The sequence below is a fragment of the Morganella psychrotolerans genome (assembly GCF_001676055.1).
Lineage (GTDB): Bacteria > Pseudomonadota > Gammaproteobacteria > Enterobacterales > Enterobacteriaceae > Morganella > Morganella psychrotolerans_B.
Genome location: NZ_LZEX01000034.1, coordinates 211,941 through 238,631 on the forward strand (window position 1 = coordinate 211,941; position 26,691 = coordinate 238,631).

General features: G+C 49.6%; 24 protein-coding genes and 1 pseudogene. 12 read left to right on the top strand and 13 right to left on the bottom strand.

Annotated elements, in window-relative coordinates; translation table 11 throughout:
* Window positions 1–164 precede the first annotated feature (164 nt).
* Complete coding sequence (locus AYY17_RS14880; RefSeq protein ID WP_067424795.1) at window positions 165–812, top strand: YchE family NAAT transporter; 648 nt, start codon at window positions 165–167, stop codon at window positions 810–812.
* A 51-nt stretch (window positions 813–863) separates the two neighbouring features.
* Here the strand turns inward: AYY17_RS14880 and AYY17_RS14885 are convergent, their stop codons facing one another.
* The 5 genes from AYY17_RS14885 to AYY17_RS14905 all read right to left on the bottom strand — a co-directional run bounded on the left by AYY17_RS14885 (window position 864) and on the right by AYY17_RS14905 (window position 5,949).
* On the bottom strand, window positions 864–1,604 hold the full coding sequence (locus AYY17_RS14885; RefSeq protein WP_067424800.1) for an ABC transporter ATP-binding protein: 741 nt from the start codon (window positions 1,602–1,604) through the stop codon (window positions 864–866).
* Complete coding sequence (locus tag AYY17_RS14890) at window positions 1,591–2,439, bottom strand: ABC transporter ATP-binding protein (RefSeq protein WP_156656721.1); 849 nt, start codon at window positions 2,437–2,439, stop codon at window positions 1,591–1,593. The genes AYY17_RS14885 and AYY17_RS14890 overlap by 14 nt, the downstream gene beginning before the upstream one ends.
* Window positions 2,432–3,256: an ABC transporter permease gene (locus AYY17_RS14895; RefSeq protein ID WP_067424801.1), complete on the bottom strand. Its 825-nt coding sequence runs from the start codon at window positions 3,254–3,256 to the stop codon at window positions 2,432–2,434. Before AYY17_RS14895 ends, AYY17_RS14890 begins: the two co-directional genes overlap by 8 nt.
* Window positions 3,253–4,299 (bottom strand): ABC transporter permease, encoded by a 1,047-nt coding sequence (locus tag AYY17_RS14900; RefSeq protein ID WP_067424804.1) that lies wholly within the window; start codon window positions 4,297–4,299, stop codon window positions 3,253–3,255. Before AYY17_RS14900 ends, AYY17_RS14895 begins: the two co-directional genes overlap by 4 nt.
* An 81-nt stretch (window positions 4,300–4,380) precedes the next feature.
* A complete protein-coding gene (locus AYY17_RS14905) occupies window positions 4,381–5,949 on the bottom strand; it encodes an ABC transporter substrate-binding protein (RefSeq protein ID WP_067424806.1) in 1,569 nt (522 codons plus the stop codon).
* An 876-nt stretch (window positions 5,950–6,825) separates the two neighbouring features.
* Here AYY17_RS14905 and AYY17_RS14910 point away from each other — a divergent pair.
* From AYY17_RS14910 to AYY17_RS14940, 8 genes and pseudogenes are all read left to right on the top strand, one after another.
* Complete coding sequence (locus tag AYY17_RS14910; protein WP_067425110.1) at window positions 6,826–8,457, top strand: ABC transporter substrate-binding protein; 1,632 nt, start codon at window positions 6,826–6,828, stop codon at window positions 8,455–8,457.
* 123 nt (window positions 8,458–8,580) lie between these two features.
* Window positions 8,581–10,220 (top strand): annotated as a pseudogene (gene oppA, locus AYY17_RS14915) (oligopeptide ABC transporter substrate-binding protein OppA).
* A gap of 201 nt (window positions 10,221–10,421) precedes the next feature.
* Window positions 10,422–11,342 (top strand): oligopeptide ABC transporter permease OppB, encoded by a 921-nt coding sequence (gene oppB / locus AYY17_RS14920; RefSeq protein ID WP_067406435.1) that lies wholly within the window; start codon window positions 10,422–10,424, stop codon window positions 11,340–11,342.
* A gap of 14 nt (window positions 11,343–11,356) precedes the next feature.
* The gene (gene oppC, locus AYY17_RS14925; RefSeq protein ID WP_067406432.1) at window positions 11,357–12,265 is read left to right on the top strand and encodes an oligopeptide ABC transporter permease OppC; all 909 of its coding nucleotides are present in this window, start codon (window positions 11,357–11,359) and stop codon (window positions 12,263–12,265) included.
* Window positions 12,266–12,276: 11 nt separating this feature from the next.
* The gene (gene oppD / locus AYY17_RS14930; RefSeq protein ID WP_067424807.1) at window positions 12,277–13,254 is read left to right on the top strand and encodes an ABC transporter ATP-binding protein; all 978 of its coding nucleotides are present in this window, start codon (window positions 12,277–12,279) and stop codon (window positions 13,252–13,254) included.
* Complete coding sequence (oppF, locus tag AYY17_RS14935; RefSeq protein WP_067406425.1) at window positions 13,251–14,249, top strand: murein tripeptide/oligopeptide ABC transporter ATP binding protein OppF; 999 nt, start codon at window positions 13,251–13,253, stop codon at window positions 14,247–14,249. Before oppD ends, oppF begins: the two co-directional genes overlap by 4 nt.
* Window positions 14,250–14,518: 269 nt before the next feature.
* Entirely contained in the window at window positions 14,519–14,791 is a 273-nt protein-coding gene (locus AYY17_RS22390) for a hypothetical protein (protein WP_156656722.1), read from the top strand.
* A 131-nt stretch (window positions 14,792–14,922) separates the two neighbouring features.
* Window positions 14,923–15,480, top strand: coding sequence for a helix-turn-helix transcriptional regulator (locus tag AYY17_RS14940; RefSeq protein ID WP_067424809.1), 558 nt, complete (start codon window positions 14,923–14,925; stop codon window positions 15,478–15,480).
* A gap of 51 nt (window positions 15,481–15,531) precedes the next feature.
* Here the strand turns inward: AYY17_RS14940 and AYY17_RS14945 are convergent, their stop codons facing one another.
* Together AYY17_RS14945 and cls are read right to left on the bottom strand one after the other, a co-directional pair.
* Window positions 15,532–15,864, bottom strand: coding sequence for an HI1450 family dsDNA-mimic protein (locus AYY17_RS14945; RefSeq protein ID WP_067424811.1), 333 nt, complete (start codon window positions 15,862–15,864; stop codon window positions 15,532–15,534).
* A 65-nt stretch (window positions 15,865–15,929) separates the two neighbouring features.
* Window positions 15,930–17,390, bottom strand: a complete 1,461-nt coding sequence (gene cls, locus AYY17_RS14950; protein WP_067406415.1) for a cardiolipin synthase — start codon at window positions 17,388–17,390, stop codon at window positions 15,930–15,932.
* 316 nt (window positions 17,391–17,706) lie between these two features.
* Between cls and AYY17_RS14955 the strand changes: the two genes are divergently transcribed.
* Entirely contained in the window at window positions 17,707–17,886 is a 180-nt protein-coding gene (locus AYY17_RS14955; protein ID WP_067406413.1) for a YciY family protein, read from the top strand.
* A 119-nt stretch (window positions 17,887–18,005) separates the two neighbouring features.
* Complete coding sequence (locus AYY17_RS14960) at window positions 18,006–18,728, top strand: TonB family protein (RefSeq protein ID WP_067424813.1); 723 nt, start codon at window positions 18,006–18,008, stop codon at window positions 18,726–18,728.
* A gap of 50 nt (window positions 18,729–18,778) precedes the next feature.
* Here the strand turns inward: AYY17_RS14960 and AYY17_RS14965 are convergent, their stop codons facing one another.
* From AYY17_RS14965 to AYY17_RS14980, 4 genes are all read right to left on the bottom strand, one after another.
* Entirely contained in the window at window positions 18,779–19,576 is a 798-nt protein-coding gene (locus AYY17_RS14965) for a bestrophin-like domain (RefSeq protein ID WP_067424815.1), read from the bottom strand.
* A gap of 257 nt (window positions 19,577–19,833) precedes the next feature.
* Window positions 19,834–21,207: an ATP-dependent RNA helicase DbpA gene (gene dbpA, locus AYY17_RS14970; RefSeq protein ID WP_067424817.1), complete on the bottom strand. Its 1,374-nt coding sequence runs from the start codon at window positions 21,205–21,207 to the stop codon at window positions 19,834–19,836.
* 164 nt (window positions 21,208–21,371) lie between these two features.
* A complete protein-coding gene (yciA, locus tag AYY17_RS14975; protein ID WP_067424819.1) occupies window positions 21,372–21,806 on the bottom strand; it encodes an acyl-CoA thioester hydrolase YciA in 435 nt (144 codons plus the stop codon).
* Between the two features lie 69 nt (window positions 21,807–21,875).
* Window positions 21,876–22,415 carry a septation protein A gene (locus AYY17_RS14980; protein ID WP_067424821.1) on the bottom strand — a complete coding sequence of 180 codons (540 nt, stop codon included), beginning with the start codon at window positions 22,413–22,415 and terminating at the stop codon, window positions 21,876–21,878.
* Between the two features lie 223 nt (window positions 22,416–22,638).
* Here AYY17_RS14980 and AYY17_RS14985 point away from each other — a divergent pair, with 223 nt between their 5' ends.
* Window positions 22,639–24,408 carry a SulP family inorganic anion transporter gene (locus tag AYY17_RS14985; protein WP_202906426.1) on the top strand — a complete coding sequence of 590 codons (1,770 nt, stop codon included), beginning with the start codon at window positions 22,639–22,641 and terminating at the stop codon, window positions 24,406–24,408.
* On the opposite strand, the gene qseC is transcribed toward AYY17_RS14985, so the two are convergent.
* Window positions 24,409–25,755 (bottom strand): quorum sensing histidine kinase QseC, encoded by a 1,347-nt coding sequence (qseC, locus tag AYY17_RS14990; RefSeq protein ID WP_067424823.1) that lies wholly within the window; start codon window positions 25,753–25,755, stop codon window positions 24,409–24,411.
* Window positions 25,742–26,413 (bottom strand): quorum sensing response regulator transcription factor QseB, encoded by a 672-nt coding sequence (gene qseB, locus AYY17_RS14995; RefSeq protein WP_067424825.1) that lies wholly within the window; start codon window positions 26,411–26,413, stop codon window positions 25,742–25,744. The genes qseC and qseB overlap by 14 nt, the downstream gene beginning before the upstream one ends.
* Window positions 26,414–26,691 lie beyond the last annotated feature (278 nt).

The window sequence follows — 26,691 nt, forward strand, 5'->3', positions numbered from 1 at the left end:
TATCGCATCAGCCGGCGGGGAGAAATATTCTGTTGAAAGCAATTTCTTTTATCCTGGATTCAACGGTATGATGTCCGGGTTAATATAATTATTACAACCCTTTGGCAATACGCGGCGGCGTATATCAGCCGTTCATTACAGTGTTATTAGGTTGAGGATTTTTTGTGGGCAACACATTACTGGACTTTTCCGGCTATTTAAAATTTTTTGTCGGATTATTTGCTTTAGTCAACCCGGTCGGTATTTTACCGGTGTTTATGAGTATGACGAATTATCAGACCGCAGCTGTCCGCAATCGAACCAATATGATTGCGAACTTTTCGGTCGCCATTATTTTGTGCCTGTCACTGCTGGTCGGCGATAAAATCCTCATTATGTTTGGTATTTCCATTGAGTCTTTCCGGATAGCCGGAGGAACGCTGATCGTCCTGATCGCGATGTCCATGATCAGCGGAAAGCTCGGGGAAGATAAACAAAACAAGCAGGAACAATCAGAAACAGCGATCCGCGATAACATCGGTGTTGTGCCGCTGGCGCTGCCGCTGATGGCCGGACCTGGTGCCATCAGCTCTTGTGTGGTCTGGAGTGCGCGCTGGCAGGGCTGGCAGAATTTTGCCGGACTGGCACTGACCAGCATAGTGTTTGCGTTTTTTTGCTGGCTGCTGTTCCGTTCAGCGGGGCTGTGGGTGAAATATCTGGGACAAACAGGGATAAACGTCGTGACCCGTATTATGGGGCTGATGTTGATGTCATTAGGTATTGAACTGATTATTACCGGAATGAAAATGAGCTTTCCGGGATTATTGTCATAATCACACTGTTCACTATTATCAAAACGGGGCGAATGCCCCGTTTGCTTTTACTCAGCGAACTTCCTCTGTTGTTTCCATCCTGTGCTCTCCCCGGCGCAACGCTGCGCGATCAAATTCCCGTACTATTTGCCCGTGAGCCATAAAAGCTGCTCTGTCAGACATATGTGCCACCACATCGGCGTCGTGACTGACCAGCAGATAGGTCATATTGTGAGCGGTTTTCAGGTGATTAAGCAGATTGAGAATTTCGGCCTGAACGGACATATCCAGTGCGGATGTCGGCTCATCCAGTAATAAAATCTGCGGGCGCAGCATCAGTGCGCGGGCAATCGCAATACGCTGGCGCTGCCCGCCGGAAAGCTGATGGGGATAGCGCTGCGCTACATCCTGCGGTAATCCGACAGACGCTATTGCCTGCGTGACCCGGGCTTCAATATCATTTTCATGGTGAATGCGTAGCGGCTCTGCAAGGGCGCGATGAATAGTATGAAACGGATGCAGAGACGCATAAGGATCCTGAAATACCATCTGCACATTGCGCCGGAGTTCGCCCCGGTAGCGTTGTCCCGGGTGGATATGCTGTGACAGCAGCTGAACGCCTCCCTGCCATTCCCGCTGCAATCCGGCGATCACCCGCAGAATAGTGGATTTTCCGCATCCGGACTCACCGATAAGACTGAATGTTTCGCCGGCATTGAGGTGAAAGCCGGCCTTGCAGACGACCTGCCGCTGCCCGAAACTGACGGAAAGATTACTGACCTCTATAATCGGGGTTGAATTATTCTCCGGCATGATGCGTCTCCTGAGTCAGTAATGTTTCCAGCGCCTGCCTGTCCAGTACCGGTAAGTCCGTCCCGTAAGTCTGAGCGTCAGGACGGCAGGTCCATAACGTGCGGGTATAGGGATGCGTTGCCTGCGGCAGTTGTGCGGCGGGCAGTTCATCCACCTGTTGCCCCTGATACATTACCATCACGCGCTGACAGTGAGCGGCGACCAGCGGCAGGTCGTGGCTTATCAGCAGTAATCCCATCTGTCGTTCTTCACACTGACGGACAATCAGCTCCAGTATTTGATGACGCAGCCGTGCATCAAGTGCTGAGGTAGGTTCATCAGCAATTAATACAGCGGGATTATTGATCAGGGCAATTGCAATCATGGCGCGCTGTCCCATTCCGCCGGAAAGTTGTCCCGGATAGCGGGAAAGGGCGGACTCTGCCAGCCCGGCTGCACGCGCCATATCATATACACGGTCACGACGGTCGGCTTTTGACAGTCTCTGATGTCGCACCAGTGCTTCTTCAATCTGCTGATACAGGTTTTTTACCGGATTGAGGGCATAACGCGGATCCTGCATTATCATGGCGATATCATTACCACGCAGTGCCGCCCACTGTTTTTCACGCAGTGACAGCAGCGGGGTATTGCGAAATTCCAGCGTTTGCGCACTGACCTTGCCGGGTTTGCGCACCAGTCCCATCAGTGTTCTCGCTGTCATGGATTTGCCGGAGCCGGATTCACCGACCAGCGCCAGCCGTTCCTGTCCCAGGCTGAATGAAACGCTGTTAACCACCCGCGCACGCGGGTAATCTACCGATAAATTATTGACCCGGATAAGTGGCTCAGTCATGTTCAGGCTCCATAATATCGCGTAAACCATCACCCAGAAGATTGAATGCCATCCCGGCAGTCAGAATAGCAGCACCGGGTATTGCCGCTATCCACCACTGGTCAAAGATAACCTGCATACCGTCTGCTATCATCGCTCCCCATTCCGCCATCGGCGGTTGTGCACCAAGTCCTAAGAACCCCAGACCGGCTGCCGCCAGGATGATAGTCGCAAGATCAAGCGCGAGCCGGACAATGGCTGAGGGCAGACAGAGCGGCAAAATGTGCCCCCATAACAGACGAAGACCGCGGATCCCCATCATTTCTGCACTGGCCAGATAATCACTGTTGCGCAGATGACGGATTTCACTGCGCGCCTGGCGGGCATATGCAGGCCAGGAGGTGAGTGCGAGTGCCAGCGCGCCGTTTATCAGTCCCGGTCCCAGGATGGCGACAAAGGCAAAGGCGAGGATCAGGCGCGGCATCGACATCACAATATCGGTAAAGCGCATCAGAATGGTTTCAAGCCAGCGCCCGTAAAATCCTGCCAGAATGCCGATCAGCAAACCGGCGGGCAGAGTGATGACGGCAACCAGGGCGACCAGACCAAACATCGGGCGGGCGCCGTAAATCAGGCGTGAGAGAATATCCCGTCCGTAGCTGTCAGTACCGAGCCAGTGTTGTGCATCCGGCGCCAACAGGCGCTGTGCCGGGTTTTGCAGCACCGGATCAAACGGCGCAAGGCCCGGGGCAAACAGAGCAACCAGCAGGAGAAAAAGAATTATCAGCGTGCCGGTCAGAGCAGAAGGTGACCGGCGGATTTTCGGCAGCAATGTCATAATGTCACCCGCGGATCAGTTAAGCGCACAATCATATCAGTCACATTATTGATAAAAATGAAGCAGATCCCGATAACCAGTGTGCCGCCCATGACGGCGGTGGTATCTCCGGCAAACAGGGCGGCGGTGAGATAGCGTCCGATACCGGGCCAGGAGAAAACGGTTTCGGTCAGTACTGCTCCTTCCAGCATCCCGGTGTACGCCAGCGCGACTACCGTTATCAGTGTGCCGCGGATATTGGGCAGCACATGGCGGAACAGAACCTGCATATCCGTATTTCCTTTAGCTCGCGCTAAAGTGACATATTCTTTGTTCATTTCACTCAGACATGCGGCACGGGTCAGCCGGGTTATCCCGGCAAGACAGAAATAGGCAAGCAGCGACACAGGTAAAATCAGATGTGCAACCGCATTGGTAAATGCTCCCGGCTCGCCGGAAAGCCAGGTATCAATCAGTACAAATCCGGTTTTTGCCTCAATCGTATATTGATAGATATCATCCAGCCTCCCGGGGCCGGGACTCCATTGCAGCGTGGCATAAAATAGCAGCAGCATCAGTAGTCCCAGCCAGAAGACAGGAACCGAGTTGCCGAGAAGTGTCAGGGTGCGGATGATAAAATCAAGCGGTGAGCCGGCATAGCGGGCACACAACACACCGCACAAAATACCGAGCGATGACCCCGCTACCAGTGCAAGGGTTGCCAGTTCAATTGTGGCGGGCAGGGTAGTCAGTACACCGTTGAGTACAGGCTGCCCCATAGAGGACGCCATACCGAGATCCCCGTGCAGCAATCTGCCCAGATAATGCCAAAACTGAATATACACCGGCTGATCCAGTCCCAGCTCCAGTTTTACCTGCTGATAAGTTTCGTGGCTGGCGTGATCGCCGACAATCTGCAGCACCCGGTCAACCGGGGAGAGCGCTGACAGCGCGAAGGTGATGATCAGCAGCCCGAGCAGTGTCAATGCCAGCGTAAAAATACTCTGAACAGTGACACGCAGGATATGGCGCAGCATCGTGGCGGAAGGCGAAGAGTCAGACATACAGCTATTCCTGAATAAAACAAAAGACAATAGCCCCACAGGTGATCCCTGCAGGGCTGTAACCGTATTCATTCAAATAGGTTATTTGGTGACTCTGTCGTAATACACCATATCCGCATTCAGTCCCTGCTGATAGCCTTTGACATTATCACGCAGAACAACCTGGTTTTGCCCCTGAGCCATAAACACATATGGTGAACTGCGCTGTAACTCTTCCTGCATCGCGGCATACATCTGTGTGCGTTTGGCTTTATCAGGCTCTGCCACCGCTTTCAGTGTGGTTTCTGACAGCGCGGGAATATCCCAGCCGTTCAGCCATGCGACAGTGCTGCTTTTGCCGTCATTAAAGGCGAAGGCGCTGGCGTTTGAGTGGGCATCAAAATAGTCCGGGATCCAGAAACGGACCGCCGCCTGATGTGAACGCGCCCGCACCCGTGAATACACCTGGCTGCCTGCCGCAGGCAGAAGTTCCACGCGGATCCCGCCTTGTGCAAAACTTGCCTGAAGTGACTGCGCGATAGTGATATATGGTGGTTTGTTCTCTACATCAAGCGTGAAATGTGCATCTTGAATACCGGCTTTTTCCAGTATGGCTTTTGCTTTGACGGGATCAAATTTATACGGATTATTGGTCAGCGTGCCGGGTAAACCGACCGGCAGGAAGCTCTGATGAATAAAATACTGACCTTTCAATAAATCCTTGGTAATACCTTCATAATCAACCAAATAACGTGCTGCTTCCCACAATGCAGGGTTTTTCAGCAGCGGATTGGCACTGTTTCCGGTATTGAATGCCAGGTAATCCTGCTCGGCGGACGGAATATTTTCCACTCTGATCCCGGCGGTATTTTTCAGTGCCGCAGTCTGGTCTGCGCCCAGTTCGCGGGCAATATCCGCATCTCCCTGCTGAATAAGCAGACGGCGCGATGCCGGGTCTGGTACGTTTTTAATAATAATGGAGGCAATTTTTGCTTCACCGGTGGAAACATGCGGGTTAGCTGCCATCACAATAGCCTGATTCGGCTGATAAACTTTAAGTAAGTATGCACCGCTGCCGGCGGAATGCATTTTCAGCCAGGCATTACCGAAATCATTATTTTTAATATTTGGTGTCACTAATTTTTCATCAACAACGGAGGCAATCGGCGTGGATAATAAATTAAGCGCCACATCCGGGCTGATATCCGCACTCCATTTAATTTTCAGAGTACGATCGCCGGTTTTTTCAAATTGCTGTGCAATATTGTCTTTATCCCAGCCGAGAATATTGAGAATAAAGGCCGGTGATTTATTCATTATCACTGCGCGCTGATAAGAGAAAATAATATCTTCAGGGCGCACCGGGTTACCGGAAGCAAATTGTGCATTTTCTTTAATACGGACAGTCAGCGTTTTATTTGCAGCGTCAGCCTGCCAGTCTTCTAATAAGATGGCATCAAGTTGTGCCGGATTATCCCGGTTTGGCTGCACAATACGCTGGTAGAAACTCGGGACCGTCTGAATACTGGAAAGCTCATTGCTTTCGGCGGGGTCGAGGCTGACAATATCATCCAGGCCCTGAACAACAATAAGCGTACCCGGTGGTGTTGCGGCGAATGCGGAGGCTGAAAAGAGCAGAGCCAATGACACTGACAGTGTTGTTTTTCTCATGGTGCTTCCCCTGAATGACGTTGGGTATATACCCTTATTCATTCAAACTGCAGGTTCGTTGGCTGCTGTCAGCCAGCCGGGTCACATACTTGTGTATGCTCCCCGTCTGTCTTCCCTTGCCGCCTGCCTGCATTTTGAATGACGCTGGGTATCTGTTTTAATAATGACACGTTAGAAAAAATCACCGGAATTTGCAAAGTCTGTTACGGACTTGTTTATAACTATTCGTTATAGATATTGTTAATGATAGTCCGTCATTTCAATTACGGTAGCCCGGAAGATAAAAACAGGTATAAAACTGTATTGATATAACAACAAGTTATCAGTACATAAGAAATAATGATAAAAATGCGGCGGTATTTTGGCAGTGAAATGAAGCCATACAGTTTATTGGCTTTCGGGTATAACAGATAAAGTGCTCAAATAAACACCGTCGACCGGTTTTATACCGGAAAGGATATTTATACAATTAGTTCTTTGATTTTGAACCGGAAATTACGTTTTACTTTTTTTATTTACAGTTGTGTTTTAACTGATTATTAATATTTAATTGGTCAAAATTGTGATGCATGTAGGTTTTTGCACTGGTTAAATTGCTTTTTGTTAATTAAATGTTTATTTTTCTATTTAGGGGAAAGCGATTTCCCCGTAGTGTGAGGGGAAATAATTATCTTTTGATTTTGCCGGTGCTTTTCGCATTGACAGGGGTATTTACAAACAAAAACAGTCCCCGGGCTTAAAAATCACGGTCAGAGGTAAGAAATGGCCGGGCAGAATAAACAGACCCCATTTTTGACTACACTTATAAATAACGCATTTGCGGTGCTTCAATCACGTTGTTTGTTTAATTGGTGTTATTCAGACCGGGACGGAAAAATGAAGAAAAACATTATTGCTGTTTCCCTCACACCCGCACTGTTGCTGAGTGTTTTCGCATATTCTGCATCAGCGGCACAGGTGCCTGCCGGAACAAAACTGGCGGCAAAACAAGAGATTGTTATTAATAACGGTAGTGAACCGGTATCACTGGATCCGCATAAAGTGGAAGGTGTCCCGGAGTCCAATATTATTCTTAACCTGCTGGAAGGTTTGGTTTCCACGGATGCGGACGGAAAAATTGTGCCGGGTGTGGCACAGAGCTGGTCATCACCGGATAACCGGACCTGGACATTTATATTATATCCGGATGCAAAATGGAGTGACGGCTCACCTGTCACCGCGAATGATTTTGTCTACAGCTGGCGGCGGCTGGTGGATCCGAAAACTGCGTCGCCTTACGGCAGTTATCTGCATTATGCCTATGTCGAAAATGTGGATGAGATCCTCAAAGGTACAAAATCACCGGATACACTCGGTGTGAAAGCATTGGATGACCACACTTTACAGGTGCAGCTTACGCAACCTGTGCCGTATTTTGTGGATATGCTAAGCCATACGGCACTAAAACCGGTGCCCAAGGGCGCTATTGAGCAGTTTGGCGATAAATGGACGGCAGTCGGGAAATTTACCGGCAACGGTGCGTATACCCTGTCGTCATGGAATGTCAATGAGCGCCTGGTCCTGAAACGCAATCCGGAATACCGCAATGATAAAGAAACCGTGATTGAGCAGGCGACCTTTTTGCCTCTGCAATCAGAAACCAGTGATATTAACCGCTATCGTGCCGGAGAGATTGATATCACTAACAGCGCGGTTCCGCCGGTCTTATTCAGTAAGCTGAAAAAAGAGATCCCGGCAGAGGTGCGTATTTCCCCTTATCTGTGCACGTTTTATTACGAAATCAATAATTCAGCCGCCCCTTTTACCGATCCGCGTGTCCGGGAAGCCGTTAAACTGGGTATTGATCGCGATATCATTGCCAATAAAATTATGGGCCAGGGGCAGATCCCTGCATATGGTTTTACACCGCACTATATTAACGGCGGGAACTTTACCACCCCGGAATGGGCATCCCTGACACAGGCCCAGCGTAATGAAAAGGGACGGAAATTGCTGGAAGAGGCCGGTTTCAGTGAAAAAAGCCCTCTGACCTTCGAATTGCTCTATAACACGTCTGATCAGAACAAACAGCAGGCAATTGCTGCCGCATCCATGTGGAATAAAAACCTCGGAGTGAATGTGGTACTGAAAAATCAGGAATGGAAAACATCGAATCAAAACCGTCACGAGGGTAACTATCAGGTCGCGCGGGCAACCTGGTGCGCGGATTACAATGAACCTTCCTCGTTTTTGAATATTTTCCTGTCAGACAGCAGTAATAACACCAGTTTCTATCGTAATGCCACTTTTGACAGCGCAATGCAGCGTGCATTACTGGCAACCGATGAAAAAACGCGCCAATCCGCTTATCAACAGGCAGAAATGCAGTTAGATCAGGACTCTGCATTGATCCCAATCTATTATCGTGTGAGTGTACGGTTGATAAAACCAGCAGTTGGCGGGTTTACCGGTAATGACCCGCTTGATTATATGGATATTAAGCGCTTATATATGGTAGAAACGTATTAATAATAAAAATTTGCACACTGATAAAGTAGTGCGAAAACAATAAAGGCATGAGTAATAAAAAATAAGTGCCTGAAAAACACGCAACAAACGCAAAACACATTCGTCAATGGGGAGTTATGTAAGATGGTAAAGCTGACAAAGAAGAGTTTATTAACACTAAGTGTGATTAGTGCGCTGGGAATGGGGTTGGGGACTCAGGCGTTTGCGGCGGAAGTTCCGGCAGGCGTTCAGCTGGCTGAGAAACAGGATTTGGTCCGTAATAACGGTTCCGAGCCTCAGTCACTTGATCCGCATAAAGTGGAAGGCGTTCCGGAAGCTAATATTATCCGTGACCTGATGGAAGGTATCACACTTGAAAGTCCGGACGGTACAGTGTTACCCGGGTCCGCGACATCCTGGGAAAATAAAGATTTTAAAGTGTGGACGTTTAAAATCCGGGAAGATGCAAAATGGTCAAACGGTGATCCGGTTACTGCACAGGATTTTGTTTACAGCTGGCGTCGTTTAGCTGATCCGAATACCGCGTCGCCGTACGCCAGTTATTTGCAGTATGCCCATATTGCGAATATCGATGATGTTATCGCCGGGAAAAAGAAACCGGAAGAACTCGGTATTAAAGCGCTGGATGATAAAACATTAGAAATTACCCTGACAGAAGAAGTGCCGTATATTCCGAAACTGCTGGCGCATAACTCTATGTCACCGGTGCATCCTGCTTCTGTGGAAAAATTCGGTGATAAATGGACGCAGCCGGGAAATTATGTCAGTAACGGCGCGTACAAACTGAAAAACTGGGTAGTAAACGAAAAAATTGAGCTGGAGCGTAACCCGAATTACTGGGATAACAAAAAAACCGTTATTAATAATATCCGCTTCCTGCCTATTTCGTCAGAAGTCACAGATGTAAACCGCTACCGCAGCGGTGAAATCGACATGACGTATAATAACCTGCCGATTGAATTGTTCCAGAAACTGAAAAAAGAGATCCCGGATGAATTACGTATTTCACCGTATATGTGTACCTATTACTATGAAATAAATAATGAAAAAGCGCCGTTTAATAATCCGAAAGTCCGTGAGGCTCTGAAACTCGGTTTAGATCGAGATATCATGGTGAATAAAGTGAAAGCACAGGGCGATACCCCGGCTTATGGTTTCACACCGCCGTTTACCGATGGTATGTCTGCGAAAGAGCCGGAGTGGTTCTCCGGAATGACTCAGGCACAGCGTAATGAAAAAGCACGCAAATTGCTGGAAGAAGCGGGCTACACCAAAGATAATCCGCTGAAATTCAATCTGCTGTATAACACGTCTGATCTGCATAAAAAAATGGCGATTGCCGCCGCATCTATCTGGAAGAAAAACATCGGTGTTGATGTGCAGCTGGAAAATCAGGAGTGGAAAACATTCCTCGATACCCGTCATCAGGCACGTATGATATTGCCCGTGCCGGCTGGTGTGCAGATTATAATGAGCCTTCATCCTTCCTGAATATGATGCTCTCCTACAGCAGCAGTAATACCCCGCATTATAAAAACACAGATTTTGATAAGCTGATGAAACAGTCTCTTCAGGTGAAAACCGATGAAGAGCGCGCGAAAATCTACCAGCAGGCTGAAACCGTGCTGGATAACGATTCCGCCATTGTGCCTGTCTATTACTATGTCAGTACCCGTTTAGTGAAACCGTACGTGGGGGGATACAGCGGAAAAGATCCGTTAGATCACCTTCATACAAAAGATCTCTATCTGATGAAAAAATAATAAAGACGGTTGGCGGCCTCCCCGGAGGCTGCCTGTGTATACCCAACGTCATTCAGGATGCAGGCAGGCGGCAAACTCCGACCTATGGGGAGCATACATAAGTATGTGACCCGTCGGGTATCGTTCCGCCAACGACCCTGCAGTCTGAATGAATAAGGGTATGTATGTACCCCGGGAGCGGGTACTGTATAGGAACGGGCAATGTTTAAGTTTATTCTTCGCCGTATACTCGAGGCGATCCCGACACTGTTTGTGTTGATTACCATCTCTTTCTTTATGATGCGTCTGGCACCGGGCAGTCCTTTTACCGGTGAGCGCAAATTACCACCGGAAGTGATGGCCAATATTGAAGCAAAATATCACCTGAATGATCCCATCCATGTTCAGTATTTTGATTATTTAGTCCAGTTATCGAAAGGGGATTTCGGACCCTCATTCAAATATAAAGATTACTCTGTGAATGATTTAGTGGCGACGGCATTTCCGGTCTCCGCCAAACTCGGCTTAGCGGCGTTTATACTCGCATTGATCACGGGGGTGAGCGCAGGGGTTATTGCCGCGCTGAATCAGAATACCCGGTGGGATTATACGGTTATGGGTTTTGCCATGACCGGTGTTGTGATCCCGAGTTTTGTGGTGGCGCCATTGCTGGTTCTTATTTTTGCTATCCACCTTCACTGGCTGCCGGGCGGCGGCTGGAACGGCGGACAATTCACTAATATGATCCTGCCGATGGTCGCGCTTTCGCTCGCCTATATCGCCAGTATCTCCCGTATTATGCGCAGTTCAATGATTGAAGTGATGCACTCCAACTTTATCCGTACCGCACGGGCAAAGGGGCTGCCGATGCGTAAAATCGTCTGGCGGCATGCGTTGCGTCCGGCGCTGTTACCGGTTGTTTCCTTTATGGGACCGGCGTTTGTGGGGATTATCACCGGCTCGATGGTCATTGAGACGATTTTCGGTTTACCGGGTGTCGGGCAGTTATTTGTGAACGGTGCACTTAACCGTGACTATTCACTGGTACTGAGCCTGACTATCCTTGTCGGGGCGCTGACTATCGCCTTTAACTGTATCGTTGATGTGCTGTATGCCGTTATCGATCCGAAAATCCGCTATTAATTCCGGAGCACGCTATGTTACCGAATGAAAAAAAATGCGAAGCTCTGGCGAATTTTGCGGAGCAGCAAAATGTTGAAGGGCGCAGTTTATGGGCGGATGCCCGTCGTCGTTTTATACACAATAAAGCGGCGATCACCAGCCTGTGTCTCCTGTTTTTAATTACCCTGTTTGTTATTTTTGCGCCGATGTTATCGGATTTTGCTTACGATGATACCGACTGGGAAATGATGTCTGCATCACCGGACAGTGAAACCGGTCACTATTTCGGCACGGATTCCTCCGGGCGTGACCTGTTGGTGCGTGTGGCAATCGGCGGGCGCATTTCACTGATGGTCGGACTGGCTGCCGCGCTGGTGGCTGTGCTGGTGGGAACACTCTACGGCGCAATGTCCGGGTATGTCGGCGGTAAAACTGACTCCGTGATGATGCGTGTGCTGGAAATCCTCAACTCTTTCCCGTTTATGTTCTTTGTTATCTTACTCGTTACCTTCTTCGGGCAGAATATCTTCCTGATCTTTGTGGCCATCGGAATGGTGTCCTGGCTGGATATGGCGCGTATTGTGCGCGGACAGACCCTCAGCCTGAAGAGCAAAGAGTTTATTGAAGCCGCGAAAGTCTGTGGTGTGCCGACCCGCAATATTATTCTGCGCCATATTGTGCCGAATGTACTGGGTGTGGTGGTGGTGTATGCCTCACTGCTGGTGCCGAGCATGATCCTGTTTGAATCCTTCCTCAGTTTCCTGGGGCTGGGAACACAGGAGCCGTTAAGCAGCTGGGGTGCATTACTTAATGATGGTGCAAACTCCATGGAAGTATCGCCCTGGTTACTGATGTTCCCGGCAGCATTCCTCGTGGTGACTCTGTTTTGTTTTAACTTTATCGGTGACGGGTTGCGTGATGCCCTTGACCCGAAAGATCGCTGAGGAGGCCGCCAATGACTCAGTTATTACAGGTAAAAGACCTGAATGTGGCGTTTAAAACGCCGGACGGTGATGTTACGGCTGTCAATAAACTCAATTTTTCATTATCGGCAGGTGAAACACTCGGTATTGTCGGCGAATCCGGATCCGGAAAATCACAGACTGCGTTTGCATTGATGGGGTTATTAGCCCGCAATGGCGTGGTCAGTGGCTCTGCCATGTTTAACGGCCGTGAAATTCTCAATCTGAAAGAGAAAGCCTTAAATAAAATGCGCGCGGAAGAGATTTCCATGATCTTCCAGGACCCGATGACATCACTTAATCCGTACATGAAAGTTAGCCATCAGCTCACTGAAGTGCTGATGCTGCATAAAGGGCTGAGTAAACATGATGCCTTTGAAGAATCAGTACGGATGCTGGATGCGGTGAAAATGCCGGAAGCCCGTCAGCGGATGAATATGTATCCTCATGAGTTTTCCGGCGGAATGCGCCAGCGCGTGATGATCGCCATGGCACTGTTATGTAAGCCGAAACTGCTTATTGCGGATGAACCGACCACGGCGCTGGATGTGACTGTTCAGGCACAGATTATGACGCTGCTCAATGAACTGAAACATGAATTTAACACAGCGATTATTATGATCACGCATGATTTGGGTGTTGTCGCGGGAATTTGTGACAAAGTGCTGGTGATGTATGCCGGGCGCACTATGGAATACGGTACTGCGCGCGATGTATTTTATCGGCCGGTGCATCCGTATTCTATCGGGTTGCTTAAAGCGGTTCCGCGCCTTGACGGGCAGGATGAAGGCGCACTCGCTACTATTCCCGGAAATCCGCCGAATCTGCTGCGTCTGCCGGCAGGCTGTCCGTTCCGTCCGCGCTGTCAGTATGCGATGGAGCAGTGTGCTCAGCAGGAGCCGCCATTAAATGCATTTGCTCAGGGCCGTTTGCGTGCCTGCTTTAAAACAGTTGAGGAGCTGGCATCATGACGAATCCTGAACGTCCTGTTCTGCTGGAGATTGAAGATTTAAAAGTCCATTTTTCTGTCAGAGATAACAAACAGTGGTTCTGGCAACCGGCAAAAAGCCTGAAAGCCGTTGATGGTGTTACTGTCCGTCTGTATGAGGGCGAAACTCTCGGCGTTGTCGGTGAATCCGGTTGCGGAAAATCAACCTTTGCCCGGGCGATTATCGGGCTGGTTAAAGCGACAGAAGGGCGCGTGACCTGGCTCGGTAAAAATCTGAGCGGTATGAGTGAAAAAGACTGGCATAACATCCGCAATGATATTCAGATGATTTTTCAGGACCCCTTGGCGTCACTGAATCCCCGTATGACTATCGGTGATATTATTGCCGAACCGCTGCGCACTTATCATCCGCGCATGAGCAAAACCGAAGTGACAGAAAAAGTGAGAGCGATGATGATGAAAGTCGGGCTTCTGCCTAACCTCGTCAACCGCTATCCTCATGAATTTTCCGGTGGTCAGTGTCAGCGTATCGGGATTGCACGTGCCTTAATTCTGGAGCCGAAACTGGTTATTTGTGATGAACCGGTATCGGCACTGGATGTCTCAATTCAGGCTCAGGTGGTAAACCTGCTCAAGGAATTACAGCGGGAAATGGGGTTGTCGCTTATTTTTATCGCGCATGACCTTGCAGTGGTAAAACACATTTCTGATCGCGTTCTGGTGATGTATCTGGGACACGCAGTAGAGCTTGGTACATATGATGAGGTTTATCATAATCCGCTGCATCCTTACACCAAAGCACTGATGTCTGCGGTGCCGGTGCCGGATCCTGACAGAGAACAGAATAAAGTTATTCAGTTACTGGAAGGCGAACTGCCGTCACCTATCAATCCGCCGACAGGCTGTGTTTTCCGCACCCGCTGTCCGCTGGCCGACAGTGAATGTGCACGCACACGTCCGTTACTGGAAGGCAGTTTCAGACATGCGGTTTCATGCCTGAAGGTTGATCCGTTGTAAATTTAAGTTCTGTCTTATCTGCGACGAAGCGCTCATATTGAGCGCTTTTTTTTCATTCTGTAACATCTCTTTTTCTGCGCCGGCAGCAACTTTTCTGATGTATAAAAAACGGCCATTGAGGCAGGTACTGATTTCCGTTATTAACAACAGGCCGGTATATACCCTTATATATTAAAAATATTCGCCGGTACGGAAATCTCCCGGTAACAGGGAGATATTGAGTGTTGACCGATGTCAACATTTTGACTACGGTACAGGTATCAGCAGAAATGAAGAGACATCCGGATAAACATATCCAGTCGGCTATTGAGTATGCATTGCTTCAGGGCTGGGTTTGGATCTCTGGGGGAAATTCGGCACATGCGTTTTGCCGGTTACGGTGCAGCTCTCCGGCTGAAAAACACCGGTTACACCAGATGAGCGTCTGGTCAACACCGCGAAGCCCTGAGAATCATGCGAAGCAAATTATAAGAAAAGTATACCCTTATTCATTCAAACTGCAGGTTCGTTGGCTGCACTCAGCCCGCCGGGTCACATACTAGTGTATGCTCCCCGGCGGTCGGAGCTTGCCGCCTGCCTGCATTCTGAATGACGTTGGGTATAGACAGTTGTTTGTTATTGCAGAATTAATCAGGGCGAAAGACGCCGGTTTCATATAAAGGAAGAGATAATTATGGCACTGTATAATTTTACACTAACGCTTTCTGGTGTTACTGCGGATACAGAAAATCTGGAAGACGCTTTGTTTAAAAATGGTTGTGATGATGCATTACTCTGTTTTTACGGGAAATCTGTGTATCTGGAATTTGACCGCGAAGCGCCGTCCCAGGATACCGCTATCCGCAGCGCGGTTGAGGATGTTGAATCAGCGGGGCTGAATGCCAGGGTTGAATCTGTGGATTCTGCTCTGGTCGGGCTGAGTGATATTGCAGAACTGACAGGCATGTCGCGTCAGGCGATTGCCCTGCTGAAAGACGGTGCCCGCGGGCAGGGTAACTTTCCGTGTCCTGTTCAGCGCCTTCGCGGGCAATCCCCGTTGTGGGACTGGGCGGAGGTCGCTGTCTGGCTGGCACAGCAAGGGCGGTTGACGGCACATCCTGAGCTTGCGGATAATGCAAAAACCATCGTCAAGTGGAATGTGGCGCTGCGCGCCGGTGCGGCTGAAAACCCCGCAGAAATTGAAGCGATCACCCGGTCACTGCTGGCGCGCCGTGAGAAATGCCGCTGCTGAGTGTGGCCACGGGGTAATAACCCCGCTCACATCCCGGAAATAAAAAACAGATTATTTCCGCCAGCGGATAGCAAATTCCGGCGTGCCGGTAAACCGGCGCGAGAGGAGAACACGGGCGAAAATCTGGTCGATATCGGCATCATCGTCCGGTGCCAGCCCGATAACCACTTCTGCGCAGTCCGGGTTTTGTGCCGGAAAAGAGGCAATTTCAGACCAGTCGTTACCGGTGGTGACTATTTCCGCGCCTCCGCAATCTTCAAATTGCAGATTAAACAACAGGACATCGGCAGGATCCAGATTATCCATTGCCTGTTCCAAAAACAGGTCGTATGCCATTTCAATGGTTTCTTGCTCGCTGAGGCGGCGGGGATGCGGGGTGCTCATGGTCAGACAGCTTTCCGGTTATTCCCTGCAACAGGGTAGTTGCAGGGACAATAAAATAATCAGTATTACAATAACGGGCTGAAGAAGTAACAGAGCCGCTCAAGAATACGGTTTGTCAGCGGGCGTTTTTCCCACTCAGTGTAATCGAGCCGCGCAGAACGGCTGATATAATCGTTTTGCACGATATTGAGATCACCGGCAAAACTTTCATCATCAATAACAGCTGTAATTTCAAAATTCAGCCATAAACTGCGCATATCCAGATTGACCGATCCTACCATACTGAGCTGGTCATCCACTAACACACTTTTCGTATGCAATAAGCCATCTTCAAACAGGTAAATCTCCACACCGGCTTCCAGCAACTCGGTATAAAATGCACGGCTTGCCCAGCGGACAAGAAAAGAGTCATTGAGGCGCGGCATCACAATGGCCACCCGCACGCCGCGCATGGCAGCGGTGCATATTGCATGCATCAGGTCATCGCTCGGGACAAAATACGGTGTGGTGAATGTCAGACGTTCCTGCGCGGCAAAAATTGCCGTCATCAGTGACTGCTGAATAAGCTCTTCCGGAAAACCCGGACCGGATGCCACTATATTTACAGTATGTCCGCTGTCTTTTTCAAACGGCATTTCGATATCATCAGGCGGTGGCGGAAGACGGCGCTCACCGCGCTCCATTTCCCAGTCGAAGGCGTAGATAATCCCGAACAGAGCGGTAACCGGACCTTCCATCCGGACAAGAATATCGACCCATTCTCCCACGCCGGAATCCTGCTTAAAGTAGCGGGGGTCAACCATATTCATGCTGCCGGTGTATGAAATGTAGTTATCGATAACCACGATTTTCCGGTGCTGGCGTAAATCCATACGGCGCAGTGCAAAACGCAAAATATTGACCGGCAGCGCCTCGACAAACTCGATACCCGCATCCCGCATCATCTTCGGATAATCATGGCGGAAGAAGTGCCAGCTCCCGGCGGAATCCACCATAATCCGGCATTTTACACCGCGTTTGGCGGCGGCAAGCAGGGCATTGGTGACGTGATCTACATCGCCGCCCGGTTTCCAGATATAAAACACCATATCAATATTATATTTTGCATTATCGATATCTTTTACTATCTGCTTCAGCGAATCCTCACAGGTAGTAAATAACTGAATTTGGTTGCCTTTTACACCGGGAACCCCCTGGCGGCTCTCTATCAGCTGGAACAACGGCGCGGCTTGTTTGCTGTTTTCTGTGGAGAAAATATGTTTTGACTGACGCAGTCCTTCCAGCCAGCCGGCAACAGACGGCCACATCCCTTTTGCCTGATCGACTCTCCGGCGTCCCAGATGCAGCTCACCAAAGGCGAGATAGGCAATAATTCCGATGAACGGCAGGATATAAATAATCAGCAACCAGGTCATGGTGGAGGTTACCGGACGGCGTTTGTACATAACACGCACAGTGATACCGGCAACCAGCAGCCAGTAGAAAAGAATACTCAGCCAATACAACAATGTATAAAATGTCGACATAGGTATGTTCTTTCCTGAAAATGAGGTTTACAGATACATCAGAGTGATTGATAGCGCACAGGAAAATGTACCAGAAAGCGTTCTGTAATGCTGCTTTATTTGTGATTTCAGTCTGTTTGACCAACTTTGAGTTCAATTGTCTGAGGTTATTGCGGGAAAGCGGTTGGTTATTGTGTCAGGGAGTTTATAATAATGCTCCTTATTATAGAGCTTATTATATACCCAACGTTATTCAGGATGCAGGCAGGCAAAGTGCAGCCAACGAACCTGCAACCTGAATGAACAGGGTATACACACTGTTTAAAAGGGTTTAGTCATGAGGCACAGCAGGCCGGAAGTTTCACGTTGGCGGATGTTAAGACAGGTAACCCGTCGCCGTCGCCGTTGGTTAGAAAGTCAGTCCCGCCGGAATCTGCGGATTTTTTCACTGAGAAAACTGGATATTGCAGGACAACGCCGCTCACTGCTGTTTGCACATACGCGTTTTAGTCATTAAAGAGTGATATTTCGCACGCCGGGTGACAATGGTTATGTTTTTCTTATTGAAATTGATTGCTATTTGCATTTAAACTAGTGACCATTGTCATTATTAGTTCCTTATAAGATTGCATTGATATGTCTATTTTTCGTTGGGTGAGTTGGCCGATTCTGATTTCTCTTTCTCTGCACGCGTCTGTGGCAGCGGCAATCTATTACAATATGAACAAGGAAAGTGCGGAAGAACCGAAGGTGATGGCCGTTGAAATGGCGGTATTCGCACCAACGCCTGCCGCCGCCGCACCACAGCCGGAGCCTGAACCGGAGGTTGAACCGGAACCAGAACCGGAGCCGGAACCTGTGGTGAAACCGGTTATCGAAAAACCGGTTGAAAAAAAGCCGGTTGAGAAAAAACCAAAACCGAAGAAAGAAAAGAAAATTGAAAAACCGGCGGTAAAACCGGCGGAAACCAAAGCTCCGGTCTCTGACAAACCGCTGTTCAGCGGAACCCCGGATGGTCAGCAGGATGTGAAAAAAACAGCGCCGGGACCTGTGAGTAACCAGCCGTCGGCCGGATTGAGTGATAACGGTGGCGGCGACCCGAAAGCACTAAGCCGGGCTGATCCTGTCTATCCTGCACGTGCCCGCAGTCTCGGTAAAGAGGGAACAGTCCGCGCCAGGTTCGATGTGGATGAAAACGGACGTATTCAGAATATCGATATTATCGAGGCAACCCCGAAAAATATGTTTGACCGGGAAGTTCGTCAGGCAATGCGGAAATGGCGCTATGAGAAAAAAGCAAAGAAAGGTCTGACCACGACAATTATTTTCCGTCTCGATGGTAAAACATCAGTACAATAAACAGTATATAAGAAGAGAACCCGGCCGTGAACCGGGTTTTTTACGTCCGGTTATTGGCCCGGTGAAAGTGTTGCAGGAAAGAGATCGGCCCGCAGATTAATCAGGTCGTCCGGCGTGACATGAATCACGCCTTCGCCCGGGATATCAATCTCTGCAATCATAAATAACGCCATGGTGGTCAGCAGCGGTAAAATTAAGATCATAATATTATTGCCCGGCAGCCCGCGGATATTATACCCGATCAGCACATTGGCGCTTGCGGCAAAGAGAATGAGTAAAATCCACGCAGCCCCCGGAATTTGATAACGCCAGCTCGCCATGGTTTTTTCTTCAGATACATACAGATCACTGAATGCCGTTAATACGGAGGCAATCACCGGATTAGGTGCGCTGCGGGCTTGTGTGGCGGCTAATTCCCAGAGTGCGCTCTGGGCATCAAGGGACAGATCCCGCCAGCGTTCAGTTTTTGCCTGCGACCCTGCATTAAAAAAGGAAATGCGGGCATCAAGATAATCTTTCAGTAAAACTTGCGCCTGTAAATTATTTTCAGGAGAGAGTAGTTGTGCACGCTGATAGGCGTTGCCGATAGTAATGGCTTCGTTTTCTTCCATCTGCTCACGATTATTATAGCCGCCGATAGAAATTGTCAGTAAAAAACCGATTAACAGCCCCAGCAGGGACAATACCGCCCCGAGCACAATTTTGGTTTCATCATCCGCTAAATCTGTTTTACCGTGACGTTTTTTGAACAGGTATTTTCCGCCATAAGCAGAAAAGACAGAAAGGATAAAAATAACAACGAACAATAATACAGAGTTGGAGACTAACGCGGTAAATAGTGCTGACATAAAAGAGACCCTTCAACGTTACCCTTATTCATTCAAACTGCAGGTTCGTTGGCTGCTGTCAGCCAGACGGGTCACATACTGATGTATGCTCCCCGGCGGTCGGAGCTTGCCGCCTGCCTGCATCCTGAATGACGTTGGTACAAAAACGTCCCCGCAAAAAGCAGGGACGCTGATGGAATAAAATCAGCCGGCAATAGCCTGATCTTATAGTTAATACTGATTTATCATCCGTTGATCTATTTTACTGTCCTTCAAATTTATTTCAGCAATCTGACTCTGACTGCTTTACCTTTAATCTTGCCTTGCTGTAACTGTTTACGTGCATGGTTTGCGACGGACTGACGAACGGCAACATAGGTGTGCATAGGGTGAATAACGATTTTACCGATATCCGCGCCATTAAGCCCCATATCGCCGGTCATAGCGCCCAGAATATCACCGGGACGCAGTTTGGCTTTCTTGCCGCCGTCAATACACAGCGTTGCCATTGCCGGCTCCAGCGGGGTGATGGAAAGCCCTGCCGGCACCGGCTGCCAGTTCAGTTTCATCCGGAGCATCTCTTCCAGCGCATTGGCCCGCGGAGCCTCTTCCGGTGCGCAAAGGCTGACAGCCAGTCCGCTTTCGCCTGCACGGGCAGTACGCCCGATGCGGTGAATATGAATTTCAGGATCCCATGCCAGTTCATAGTTAATGACCATTTCCAGGGATTTGATATCCAGCCCGCGGGAAGCAACATCAGTTGCAACCAGCACGCGGCTGCTGCCGTTCGCAAAGCGGATCAGTGTCTGGTCGCGATCACGCTGCTCCATATCACCGTGCAGTACCAGTACGCTCTGATTGCTGTCGCTCAGGGCGTCAAAGACATCCTGACAATCTATTTTTGTGTTACAGAACACCACGCAGGAAGCCGGTTGTTCGCGACTCAGTAATTTCTGCAATAAATCAATTTTTCCCCGGCGGGACACTTCATAGAATTGTTGTTCAACGGCCGGCAGTTCATCGGTACTGTTTATTTCAATTGTCAGCGGGTCACGCTGAAAGCGACGACTGAACGTTGCAATCTCATCCGGCCAGGTGGCGGAAAACAGCAGTGTCTGACGATTTGCCGGGGTGCTGTCCACGATGGTGCTGATATCATCAGCAAAGCCCATATCCAGCATGCGGTCAGCTTCATCCAGAACCAGGGTCTGCAACGCATCAAGATGCACTGTTTCTTTGCTCAGGTGATCGAGCAGACGACCGGGTGTTGCCACAATGATATGTGCGGCGTGGATCAGAGAATCACGCTGAATACTGAACGGCACACCGCCGCACAGAGTCAGAATTTTGATGTTCGGCAGATAACGTGCCAGACGGCGCAGTTCACCGGCGACCTGGTCGGCCAGTTCACGTGTCGGGCAGAGTACCAGAGATTGGGTTGTGAATTGTCTGGCATCAATCTGCTGTAACAGACCCAGACCAAAAGCCGCGGTTTTACCGCTGCCGGTTTTTGCCTGGGCGCGGATATCTTTCCCGGCGAGAATTGCCGGCAGTGCCGCTTCCTGAACAGGCGTCATGGTCAGATAGCCCAGTTCAGTCAGGTTGGCGAGTTGTTCCGCGGGAAGCGCGTTAAGTTCAGCAAATGAGGTCACAATGAAAATTCCGGATTAAATAAAAAGAGAGATATCCGCTAATGATACTATCCCTTACCGGTTGTGTCGCGGGGAACCTGCTGTATCCGGTGGCTGTCGTCTGACCCGTGTACAAAAAAGGCCACTCAGTGAGAGTGGCCCGGAGGAAATGCATTATCTTAATTTTAATCGCTGTTACTGCTGCCTAACTGAAAGTTACGCTTTCCGTCAGGTAACGGGCGGGGACGGTTATCAGCGTCAACGGCGACATAGCAGAACTCTGCTTCTGTCGCTCTGTAGCGGTCGCCGATAGGATCTGTCGCCACTTTTTTCACCCAGACTTCGACTTTGACTGTCATGGATGAATTGCCGGTTTTCAGACAGCGCGCGTAACAGCAGACCACATCCCCGACAGCGACAGAGCGCAGGAAGGTGATGCCATCGACACGCACGGTGACGACGCGCCCGAGTGCCATTTCTTTTGCCAGAATTGCACCGCCGATATCCATTTGTGACATTAACCAGCCGCCGAAAATATCACCGTTGGCGTTGGTATCCATCGGCATGGTTAAGGTGCGCAGCACCAGTTCCCCGTTAGGTAAACATTGTTGTTGAGTCATGAGAAACACTTACGTCCGTTTGACAAAAAGGATACCGGTTAATGAAAGACAGATATCCGGTTGATTTTATTATTTTTCTTCTTCGCGCGGCAGATGACGGTAAATATATACCACACTGACAAGGGTAAACACCAGCGTTACAGCGGTCAGACCAAAGACTTTGAAGTTAATCCAGGTATCCATCGACAACCAGAATGCGACATAAATATTCACCGCAGCGCAGATAATAAAGAACAGGGACCAGGCCAGATTCAGACGTTGCCATACGTGAGGCGGCAGCGTCAGCTCTTTACCCAGCATTTTCTGGATCAGCGGTTTTTTGAAGAACAACTGACTGCCCAGCAATACCAGGGCAAACAGGGCATAAATAATAGTCACTTTCCATTTGATAAACAGCGGATCATGGAAAACGATGGTCAGTGTGCCGAAAATCGCCACAATCGCAAAGGTGATAACGGCAGATTTTTCCAGATGTTTATACAGAAACCAGCGAACAGCGAGTGCCACCGCAGACGCGGCGATTAATGCGCCGGAGGCATAATAGATATCCATGGTTTTATATATGGCAAAAAAGATAACCAGGGGAATAAAATCGAGTAGTTGCTTCATAATTGAGTCAGTCCGAAATTTAAAGTTATTTTAAGCACATTGCCATCAGCCGCTTATTTTTAAAGAAAAAAAATATATTACAAATGACTTTGCAATATTTTACCATAAGACGGGCGATGACTATCTTCTTTATCCGCATTCGGTTATAAATCAGTTTAATTATTAGCTGTAAAATTAAATTTTACGTCTTAATACGATATTTCTATTTCCATAAGGGGCAATAATGCCGCAAAGCCGACTTCTGCGCTGGATGCCGGGACTTTCCGTTTTTCTGCACTATGAACGCAAAAACCTGCGTTATGATATCCGCGCCGGGCTTTCTGTTGCCGCGGTCGCATTGCCGGTCGCGATCGCCTATACCGGGCTGATGGGCATTAATGCGATTGTCGGGCTGTATGCTTGTATTCTGCCGATGGTCACTTATGCTTTGTTCGGCTCATCGCGCCAGTTGATTGTCGGGCCGGATGCTGCGACCTGCGCCGTCATTGCGGCGGCAATTATTCCGCTGGCGAAAGGCGACCCGGATACGCTCTGGCAACTGGCGATCATTATGACGCTGATGACCGGGGTCTGGTGTCTGATAGCCGGTCACTTCAAACTTGCCGCATTCGCTGATTTCCTTTCACAGCCAATTTTACAGGGGCTGCTTAATGGTGTGGCGGCAACGATTATTGCCGGACAGATTGGTAATGTGCTGGGTGTCTCCGGGCTGCCGTCTCCGCTGATTGAGCGACTGTTTGCCCTACCCGGAAAATTACATCTGGTTCACTTCCCGACACTGCTGCTGACCGCTGTCAGCCTGGCGGCGCTGTTGCTGCTGGGTAAAATCCGCCGCAACTGGCCGGGCCCGCTGATTGTGATGACTATTGCCACACTGGTCAGCGCCGGGATGGATTTTTCCACGATGGGCATCGCGGTTGTCGGTAATCTGGGGGACGGACTGCCGCACATTAAAATGCCGGCGTTTGACCCGGGGCTGTTGCGTGAACTGGTGATCCCGTCATTAAACTTAGCCGTGATTAGTATCGTCAGCTTTATGATGACGGTTCGCAGCTTTGCCGAGAAAAACGGCTATGCCATCGACGTGGATCAGGAACTGCGCGCGCAGGGCTATATTAACATCGCCTCCGGTTTGTCCCAGGGATTTGCTGTCAGTGCCGCGACCAGCCGGACAGCGGTGAATGACGCCAGTGGAGGGAAAACCCAGATGGTATCATTGATTGCGGCAGGTCTGATCGCGCTGGTGCTGCTCTTTCTGACCGGGTTTTTAGGTCATATTCCGCTGGCGACCCTCGGTGTGGTTCTGATTTATTCGTCCTGGTCGATGTTCAGTATCCGGCAGATATTCTCATTCCGTAAGCGCAATCATTCCGCGTTTACCCTGGCGTTGTTTACCCTGGTCGCTGTCCTGCTGGTGGGATTGATCAACGGTATTGGTTTTGCTGTTCTGCTGGGATTGATGCAGTTTTTGCGCACCGTCTTCCGTCCGACTGACCAACTGCTGGGCGTGGATGAGCAGGGTATGATCCATTCAATGAATAACAGCAATGTGGATATTGATCAGGTTGACGGATTAATAATGTACCGGTTCAATTCCCCGCTGACCTATTTCAATGTCGCTTATTTCAAAAAGCGGGTATTGCAGATGGTGAATACGGCACCGAAACGCCCGGCCTGGGTGGCGATTGATGCAACAGTCAGCTTTATTAACAATGACATGAGTGTATTTACCACACTGAATGAGCTGGTGACAGAGCTGAAAATCAAAGGTGTCACCCTGATTCTGGCGGGACGGCGTACAGAATTGACGCGCTGGGTCTCTGAAAATAAAATCAAACGTAATGATGATGATTTGATTATTGTGCCCGATCTCTATTTTGCTATCCGCCTGATCCAGAGCAAACAGCAAAGCCGCGTAAAAGCGATGGAAGAAGCGCTGTCACAGGCGGAAGACGGCATTACGGATGACGGAAAAAAACCGCAGACTGCGTGATCACCAGCTTATTATCACACAAAATCCGCCCTGCGGACCCCGGCGGAACTGTATGGTCAGATGATGCAGTTCCGCAATGCGTTTCACGATAGATAATCCCAGCCCGCTGCCGGTTTTTTCCTGTCCCGGCGGGCGGTAAAAACGCTCTCCTAACCTGGCCTGTACATCCTCACTGACACCCGGTCCGTCATCTTCAATTACCAACTGTTGCGGGCTGAGTATTAACTGAACATTACCACCATCCCGCCCGTAGCGGACGGCGTTATGCAGCAGATTACGCAGCATGACAGTCAGAAGAAGGTGTTCACCGCTGATAGTTTGTGCAGGATCTGTGATTATTTTGCGCACAGTAACCCGGTGTTCATCCGCCTCATTCTGAGTTTGTGCAACTGCATCACTGATGATATCCGTCCAGCGCAACAGTGTGCAACTGACCGGTTGTGATTGGGATTCCAGTCGCGACAGTGTCAGTAACTGATCCACCAGGCGCGTTGCCCGGTCGATACCGGTTAACAGATTGGCGACAACGTGTTCGCGGGTCGCCGGGTCGTCTCCGGCAATCTGCATCACTTCTGATTGTATCCGCAGGGCTGCCAGCGGACTGCGTAATTCATGAGCAGCATCAGAGGTAAACTGACTCTCCCGTTCCCGTAAATCGCGGATGCGTGTAAATAATCCGTTCAGCGCATCCAGCATCGGTTTTACCTCACGGGGCAGCAACGGCGGGGCAACAGGGGTGAGATCGGCAGGGTTACGGCGCTGTAACTGACGGGCAAGCAGGCGCAATGGCTTCAGTGAACGTGTCAGCAGCCATAAAAACAGCAGCAGCATTACCGGCAGCGCAACCAGCCAGGGAATAACCTGTGCGGTGATAATTTTCAGCCCGGTATCCTCGCGGTACTCCCATTCCTGACCGACCACAATGACATAGTGACCATCGACAGACGGCAGTTGCACAAAGCGCCATTTATCACTGTCATCAATCAGTGAGTCATCACGAAAGCCGGATTTTTTATCGGCAAAGGGAATTTTTCTGCCATTTTCGCCATCATCAAGTACCCGTTCTCCTTGCGGGGTAAAAATAGCAAAGGCGAGAGCATCATCATCCTGTTTTCCCCGGTTACCGGAGAGGATTTTTTTTGTTTTCTTAATTATGGACGGCGGAAGATCCAGATTGGATGGCAAAACAGACAGGCGTTTGGCAAAGGCCATCTGTTGTGTGTCGAATAATTCATTAAGGGATTTTGTGGTCTGGAACCAGGCAAATACGCTGGCGGTGCCCCAGGTTATCAGTGAGAGTAGCAGCAGCAAGCCGCCCAGGCGAAGACGCAGACTAAAGATTTTCATCATTATTACCCAGAATATAGCCGATGCCGTGGCGTGTTTTGATAAATTCGCGGCCTAACTTACGGCGCAGATGGTGGATATGCACTTCGACTGCATTGCTGGATACCTCTTCATCCCAGTTATACAATTTTTCTTCAATCATGGCGCGGGTGAGGACTTTCTGCGGGTTATTCAAAAACAGCGCGAGCAGGGCGAGTTCTTTCCCTTTCAGGGAAACCGGTACGCCGTTGCGGGTGACGGTCATCGCGACAGGATCCATCTCCACATTGCCGTGTGCCAGTTTTGCAGATAATTGTCCATGGCGGCGGCGGATCAGCGCCTGCAGGCGCGCAGCAACTTCCGCCAGGGCAAACGGCTTACACAGATAATCATCCGCTCCCTGCTGTAACCCGCCGACCCGCTGCTCCAGCGCATCACGGGCCGTTAAAATCAGCACCGACTCATCACGGCTCTGCGCCCGCCACTGCCTGAGAATATCCAACCCGTCAATTCCCGGCAGAGACAGATCGAGGATCACCGCATCATAGGGAGCGGAAAACAGCGCCTGCTGCCCGGTTATGCCATCCGTAAACCAATCTACGGTAAAGCCGAGTTTTGTCAGCCCGATTTTCAGTCCGTCGCCAATCAGGCGGTCATCTTCAATTAATAAAATTCGCATTATATTTATCCCCGGGGTATTTACCCAACGTCATTCAAATTGCAGGCAGGCGGCAAGGGAAGACAGGCGGGGAGCATACATTAGTATGTGACCCGGCTGGCTGAGTGCGGACAAAGAACCTGCAAATTGAATGAATAAGGGTATAGCTGTGGTAGTTTTAGCGCAGATGCCACAGGATAACCACCTGTTTTGTCTAAAATTAAAAATATAATTAAAAATAGGCTATCTTTAAGATCCTGTTAAGAACTTAATGGTTAAATGCATCTCATGAAGCAACA

Excerpts from the sequence above, each read along its gene's own strand:
- AYY17_RS14885 (WP_067424800.1), bottom strand. The coding sequence starts at position 1,604 with ATGCCGGAGAATAATTCAACCCCGATTATAGAGGTCAGTAATCTTTCC.
- AYY17_RS14890 (WP_156656721.1), bottom strand. The coding sequence starts at position 2,439 with ATGACTGAGCCACTTATCCGGGTCAATAATTTATCGGTAGATTACCCG.
- AYY17_RS14895 (WP_067424801.1), bottom strand. The coding sequence starts at position 3,256 with ATGACATTGCTGCCGAAAATCCGCCGGTCACCTTCTGCTCTGACCGGC.
- AYY17_RS14900 (WP_067424804.1), bottom strand. The coding sequence starts at position 4,299 with ATGTCTGACTCTTCGCCTTCCGCCACGATGCTGCGCCATATCCTGCGT.
- AYY17_RS14905 (WP_067424806.1), bottom strand. The coding sequence starts at position 5,949 with ATGAGAAAAACAACACTGTCAGTGTCATTGGCTCTGCTCTTTTCAGCC.
- AYY17_RS14910 (WP_067425110.1), top strand. The coding sequence starts at position 6,826 with ATGAAGAAAAACATTATTGCTGTTTCCCTCACACCCGCACTGTTGCTG.
- oppB (WP_067406435.1), top strand. The coding sequence starts at position 10,422 with ATGTTTAAGTTTATTCTTCGCCGTATACTCGAGGCGATCCCGACACTG.
- oppC (WP_067406432.1), top strand. The coding sequence starts at position 11,357 with ATGTTACCGAATGAAAAAAAATGCGAAGCTCTGGCGAATTTTGCGGAG.
- oppD (WP_067424807.1), top strand. The coding sequence starts at position 12,277 with ATGACTCAGTTATTACAGGTAAAAGACCTGAATGTGGCGTTTAAAACG.
- oppF (WP_067406425.1), top strand. The coding sequence starts at position 13,251 with ATGACGAATCCTGAACGTCCTGTTCTGCTGGAGATTGAAGATTTAAAA.
- AYY17_RS22390 (WP_156656722.1), top strand. The coding sequence starts at position 14,519 with ATGAAGAGACATCCGGATAAACATATCCAGTCGGCTATTGAGTATGCA.
- AYY17_RS14940 (WP_067424809.1), top strand. The coding sequence starts at position 14,923 with ATGGCACTGTATAATTTTACACTAACGCTTTCTGGTGTTACTGCGGAT.
- AYY17_RS14945 (WP_067424811.1), bottom strand. The coding sequence starts at position 15,864 with ATGAGCACCCCGCATCCCCGCCGCCTCAGCGAGCAAGAAACCATTGAA.
- cls (WP_067406415.1), bottom strand. The coding sequence starts at position 17,390 with ATGTCGACATTTTATACATTGTTGTATTGGCTGAGTATTCTTTTCTAC.
- AYY17_RS14955 (WP_067406413.1), top strand. The coding sequence starts at position 17,707 with ATGAGGCACAGCAGGCCGGAAGTTTCACGTTGGCGGATGTTAAGACAG.
- AYY17_RS14960 (WP_067424813.1), top strand. The coding sequence starts at position 18,006 with ATGTCTATTTTTCGTTGGGTGAGTTGGCCGATTCTGATTTCTCTTTCT.
- AYY17_RS14965 (WP_067424815.1), bottom strand. The coding sequence starts at position 19,576 with ATGTCAGCACTATTTACCGCGTTAGTCTCCAACTCTGTATTATTGTTC.
- yciA (WP_067424819.1), bottom strand. The coding sequence starts at position 21,806 with ATGACTCAACAACAATGTTTACCTAACGGGGAACTGGTGCTGCGCACC.
- AYY17_RS14980 (WP_067424821.1), bottom strand. The coding sequence starts at position 22,415 with ATGAAGCAACTACTCGATTTTATTCCCCTGGTTATCTTTTTTGCCATA.
- AYY17_RS14985 (WP_202906426.1), top strand. The coding sequence starts at position 22,639 with ATGCCGCAAAGCCGACTTCTGCGCTGGATGCCGGGACTTTCCGTTTTT.
- qseC (WP_067424823.1), bottom strand. The coding sequence starts at position 25,755 with ATGAAAATCTTTAGTCTGCGTCTTCGCCTGGGCGGCTTGCTGCTGCTA.
- qseB (WP_067424825.1), bottom strand. The coding sequence starts at position 26,413 with ATGCGAATTTTATTAATTGAAGATGACCGCCTGATTGGCGACGGACTG.